General features: G+C 37.0%; 5 protein-coding genes. All 5 read left to right on the top strand.

Annotated elements, in window-relative coordinates:
* The coding region (locus ACIPNH_RS05595) for a terminase gpA endonuclease subunit (protein WP_400772164.1) at positions 1–1,098 on the top strand (1,098 nt) is incomplete at its 5' end.
* Positions 1,088–1,312: a hypothetical protein gene (locus ACIPNH_RS05590; protein WP_400772163.1), complete on the top strand. Its 225-nt coding sequence runs from the start codon at positions 1,088–1,090 to the stop codon at positions 1,310–1,312. The genes ACIPNH_RS05595 and ACIPNH_RS05590, both read left to right, overlap by 11 nt.
* Positions 1,313–1,338: 26 nt before the next feature.
* Positions 1,339–2,370 (top strand): PDDEXK nuclease domain-containing protein, encoded by a 1,032-nt coding sequence (locus ACIPNH_RS05585; protein WP_172758857.1) that lies wholly within the window; start codon positions 1,339–1,341, stop codon positions 2,368–2,370.
* Positions 2,370–3,779 (top strand): phage portal protein, encoded by a 1,410-nt coding sequence (locus ACIPNH_RS05580; RefSeq protein WP_400772161.1) that lies wholly within the window; start codon positions 2,370–2,372, stop codon positions 3,777–3,779. The genes ACIPNH_RS05585 and ACIPNH_RS05580 overlap by 1 nt, the downstream gene beginning before the upstream one ends.
* Entirely contained in the window at positions 3,779–4,804 is a 1,026-nt protein-coding gene (locus tag ACIPNH_RS05575) for a S49 family peptidase (protein ID WP_400772159.1), read from the top strand. The genes ACIPNH_RS05580 and ACIPNH_RS05575 overlap by 1 nt, the downstream gene beginning before the upstream one ends.
* The last annotated feature ends 82 nt before the right edge of the window (positions 4,805–4,886 follow it).

Below are 4,886 nucleotides of genomic sequence, written 5' to 3'. Positions count from 1 at the left end.
GACTCAAGAACAGCACATTATGTCTGCACTGAATGTAGCGGCAAAATAGAAAATCATCAAAAGACAGAGATGCTAGACCGTGGAGAATGGAGAGCTACAAATCAAGTACACAATAGCAAAGTAATAGGATTTCACCTTTCAAGTCTTTATAGCCCAGTTGGGTGGTATAGTTGGCAACAAGCAGTAGAGGATTTTCTGCATGCAAAGGAAAGTGAACAATTACTGAAAGTTTGGATCAACACAACGCTTGGAGAAACCTGGGTAGATAAAGGAGAAGTACCTGACTGGAAGCAATTATTTAACAGGAGAGAATTTTTTCAGATTGGCATAGTACCTAGGAGAGAAGTAGTACTTACTGCAGGTGTTGATGTCCAGAAAGATCGTTTAGAAGTAGAAGTTGTAGCATGGGGAAAAAGCCGCGAAAGTTGGTCTATAGACTACCGAGTATTTGAAGGTGATATTGGAGGAGAAGAAGTATGGGGAAAACTCTCTGAGCTCTTAAATCATCATTTTATCGGTGAAAATGGTCTTGAATACATGATAAGTATGATGGCAGTTGATGCAGGGTATGCAACACAGGAAGTATACAATTGGGTAAGGGGTCATCAGTGCTCTGGGAAAGTAATGGCAGTGAAAGGTGTAAATAAAGCCTTAGTACCACTTAGCAGCCCAAGTAGAGTAGATATAACAGTTGGTGGTCAAAAGCTGAAAAGAGGAATAAAGCTCTGGCCAGTAGGAGTATCAATATTAAAGTCAGAGCTTTTTCAATTACTTAATGTTTTAAAAAACGGGGAAAAAGAAAAAGTGCCAGCAGGATATTGTCATTTTCCGGAGTATGCACCTGAATATTTTAAGCAGCTAACGGCAGAGCAATTAGTCAGCAAGGTAGTGAAAGGATACACCAAACAAGAGTGGCAAAAGGTAAGAGAAAGAAATGAGGTGCTAGATTGCCGAATTTATGCGAGAGCAGCATCTATTGCGCTTGGAATTGATCGTTGGCCAGAGAGTAAATGGAATAGTTTAAGTGGAAAAATGGAAAGCAAAAAGCCTAAAAAAGTAAGACAGAGTAAGTGGCTTGGTAATCAAAATGTACAGTGAAGGATATTTAACTCAAGTTGAGAAAGCAATTCAAAAACTGCAAAGCGGAGAAAGAGTTGTCTCAATTGCATATGGTGACCATGTTGTGCGGTACGGGGAAGTTCAAATAAAGGATTTATTGAATTTAAGACAACGAATTAAGGCTGAGTTAAAAGTTGCAGGTATGAAGCCAAAGAGGAAAATTGTTTTTTCAACGAGTAAGGGGATTATATAATGATAAAAATCGTTGAAAGGAACCGTATGACAAAAATTATAGCAAAAGAATATACAGAATTTTTAGAGCAGCTCAAAGAACAGATTGCTACTAGTCGTTATAAAGCAGCACTAGCAGTAAATAGCAAGCTTATTGTGCTTTACCACCATATTGGTACAGAGATCTTAAAACGCCAAAAAGAGCATGGCTGGGGTGCTAAAATCATAGATCAGCTAAGTAAGGATTTGAGAAGCGCATTTCCAGAAATGAAGGGATTTAGTGCTAGGAATCTTACTTATATGCGTCAATTTGCTGCAGAATATCAAGATACTGAATTTACGCAGCAGGTTGCTGCACAATTGCCTTGGTTTCATATTGTAGTTATTTTAGATAAAGTAAAAGATCCAAAAGAAAGACTATTTTATTTTCAAAAAGCTATAGAGCACGGCTGGTCACGTAGTATAATGGTGATGCAAATCGAACGTGAATTGCACAAACGTCAAGGAAAAGCTGTTACTAACTTCAAAGATAAGTTACCTTCTCCCCAGTCAGATTTGGCACATTATACATTAAAAGATCCATATATTTTTGATTTTTTGAGTATAGGAGATGACGCTCATGAAAGAGAAGTAGAAAAAGGTCTTGTAGGCCATGTGGAAAAATTTCTGCTTGAGCTAGGAGAAGGATTTGCATTTGTAGGTAGGCAATTTCACTTAGATGTTGGAAATAAAGACTTTTATATTGATTTATTGTTTTACCATTTAAAGTTACGTTGCTTTGTAGTAATTGAGCTAAAAGACAAAGATTTCAAGCCAGAATATGCAGGTAAAATGAATTTTTATCTTTCAGCCGTTGATGATTTACTAAAGCACGAGACAGATCAACCATCTATAGGATTAATTTTATGCAAGTCAAAGGATAACGTGCTAGCTAAGTATACACTGAAAGACATAAATAAACCGATAGGGTTGGCAGAATATAAAATTACTGAAAATCTACCAAAGAATATAAAGGCAGCTTTACCAACAGTAGAAGAGCTAGAGGCTGAGTTATCCAAAGTTTCAGATCAGGAAAAGTAATGCTATTAAAATCGTTCAAGCAATTATTTAGCAAACCAAAACCAAAAAGTTCTGCATGGGACGCTGCAGGCTCAGGAAGAAGATTTTTTCACTTTCAACCAGAGTTAGGAAGCATAAATAATTTACTTTCTCAGAGCCTTGGGCACTTACGTAGCCGCTCTCGGGATATGGTAAGAAAAAATCCATATGCAGCAAATATTATTGATACAATAGTAAGTAACTCTATTGGAACAGGAATAAAACCACAATCAAAAGCAAGGGATGGAGAATTTCGAAAGAAAGTACAAGAGTTATGGCTAAAATGGACAGATGAAGCAGATAGCTGTGGAATAAATGATTTTTATGGATTACAAGCTCTAGTATGCAGAAGTATGATAGAGGGAGGAGAGTGTTTTGTACGTTTAAGAACGAGAAAGCTGGAAGATAGATTTTCTGTACCATTACAACTGCAAGTACTTGAGTCTGAACATTTAGATAATAAAACAAATCAAACTTTAGGAAATGGTAATGTAATAAGAAACGGCATTGAGTTTAACAGGCTTGGACAAAGAGAGGCATATTACTTATTTAGAGAACACCCTGGTGAAGGTTCGTTTGGTGAATCAGTGAGAGTGCCAGCAAATGATGTTTTACATATTTATAGACCACTAAGACCTGGTCAGATTCGAGGAGAGCCATGGCTTTCGAGTATACTTCTGAAACTTTATGAGCTTGATCAATATGATGATGCAGAGCTGGTGAGAAAGAAAACTGCAGCAATGTTTGCTGGATTTATTACGAGACTCGATCCAGAAGCAAATATCATGGGAGAAGGTGAAAGTAATGAGCAAGGAGCAGCACTATCAGGTTTAGAGCCAGGAACAATGCAGCTTTTAGACCCAGGAGAGGACATAAAATTTTCAGAGCCATCTGATGTTGGAGGAAGTTATGAAGCATTCATGAGACAGCAACTGAGGGCAATAGCGATTGGTACAGGGATAACATATGAACAGCTAACAGGAGATTTAACAGGTGTTAATTACTCATCAATCAGAGCAGGATTAATAGAGTTTCGTCGTCGATGCGCTATGCTGCAACATAACATTATAGTATTCCAATTTTGCAGACCAGTATGGAGTAGATGGCTAGAACTTGCCACTTTATCTGGAGAGCTTTCTACAACAGATAATCAAATATTTAAAGATGTAAAATGGATACCACAGGGATTTGATTGGGTAGATCCACTTAAAGACCAGCAAGCACAGCAAATGGCAGTAAGAAATGGCTTCAAAAGTCGATCGGAGGTAGTATCAGAAATGGGTTACGATGTAGAAGAAATTGACCAAGAAATAGCAGAAGATCAAAAGCGAGCTAATTCTTTTGGACTTTGTTTCGATTCTGATGTTAATCATAAAAGGGAAGGAAGGTGATGTGGATAAATAAACCAGTAATGGTAGAGAGAAGAAGCTTTGAACTACTATCATTATATAACAGCAAACAACCTATCTTTAAGAACTTAAAGCATTTTCATATAAACCCAAAAGGAATAGCAATAATACGTATTTATGGAGTTTTGACAAAAAAAACAGAAGCTTTTGATCATATTTTAGACATGACTTCGTATGAAAATATTCATGAAGAGATAGAGAGTGCTTTAGAAGATAAAAGCATAGAGACGATTCTACTTGACACAGACAGTCCAGGAGGGGAAGTAAACGGTGTCTTTGACCTAGCTGATTTTATTTATGAATCAAGAGCAAAAAAGAGAATTATTGCAATAGCAAATGATGATGCATATTCTGCTGCATATGCTATAGCTTCTAGCGCTGAAAAGATTTTTCTCACCCGCACTTCAGGAGTTGGGAGTATAGGAGTAATAGCAAGTCATATAGATCAAAGTAGATTTGATGAAAAGCAAGGTATTAAGTACACCACAATCTTTGCTGGTAGTCGAAAGAATGATTTAAACCCACATGAGCCAATGACGTCTGAAAGTCTGGAAAGTTTACAAAAAGAAGTAGACCGACTATATGAAATGTTTGTGCAGCTAATAGCACGAAATCGAAACCTTTCTATAGAAGCAATCAAATCAACGGAAGCAGGGCTATATTTTGGGGAGAAAGCAGTAGAAATAGGTCTTGCAGATGGAGTTACAACATTTTTTGAATTTATCAATAATCATAGGAGTGTTAGTATGACAACTAATGAGTTAACTGAGGAAGGCTACGAGAACTGTCGTAGAGAAATTTTAGAGATAATAAGATTATGTAATGTATCAAAGATGCCAGAAAAGATAGGAGAATTTATTGAGCAAGGCGTAAGTGTTGAGCAAGCTAGGGAAGTTTTAATGGAATTACTTGCAGAGAGAACAAAGAAGACAGAGATACTGAGTGCAATACCACAGAATTCAGGAGAAGAATTGATGATGCAGGTAGCGAAAAGTCGTAGGAGTTAAAGTATTTTTATAACCGCCGTATATAGCATTGATAAAAGCGGCGGTAAGCAGTTAAGGAGAGAAATTTATGAGTTGTATAAGC

The organism is Wolbachia endosymbiont of Drosophila barbarae, assembly GCF_044752445.1.
GTDB lineage: Bacteria > Pseudomonadota > Alphaproteobacteria > Rickettsiales > Anaplasmataceae > Wolbachia > Wolbachia pipientis.
Note: the sequence above shows the minus strand (reverse complement) of the source record. Positions and strands in the feature narration are given on the sequence as shown.

What these genes read in the sequence shown, in the direction of transcription:
- ACIPNH_RS05590 (WP_400772163.1), top strand. Translation starts at nt 1,088, where the DNA reads ATGTACAGTGAAGGATATTTAACTCAAGTTGAGAAAGCAATTCAAAAA.
- ACIPNH_RS05585 (WP_172758857.1), top strand. Translation starts at nt 1,339, where the DNA reads ATGACAAAAATTATAGCAAAAGAATATACAGAATTTTTAGAGCAGCTC.
- ACIPNH_RS05580 (WP_400772161.1), top strand. Translation starts at nt 2,370, where the DNA reads ATGCTATTAAAATCGTTCAAGCAATTATTTAGCAAACCAAAACCAAAA.
- ACIPNH_RS05575 (WP_400772159.1), top strand. Translation starts at nt 3,779, where the DNA reads ATGTGGATAAATAAACCAGTAATGGTAGAGAGAAGAAGCTTTGAACTA.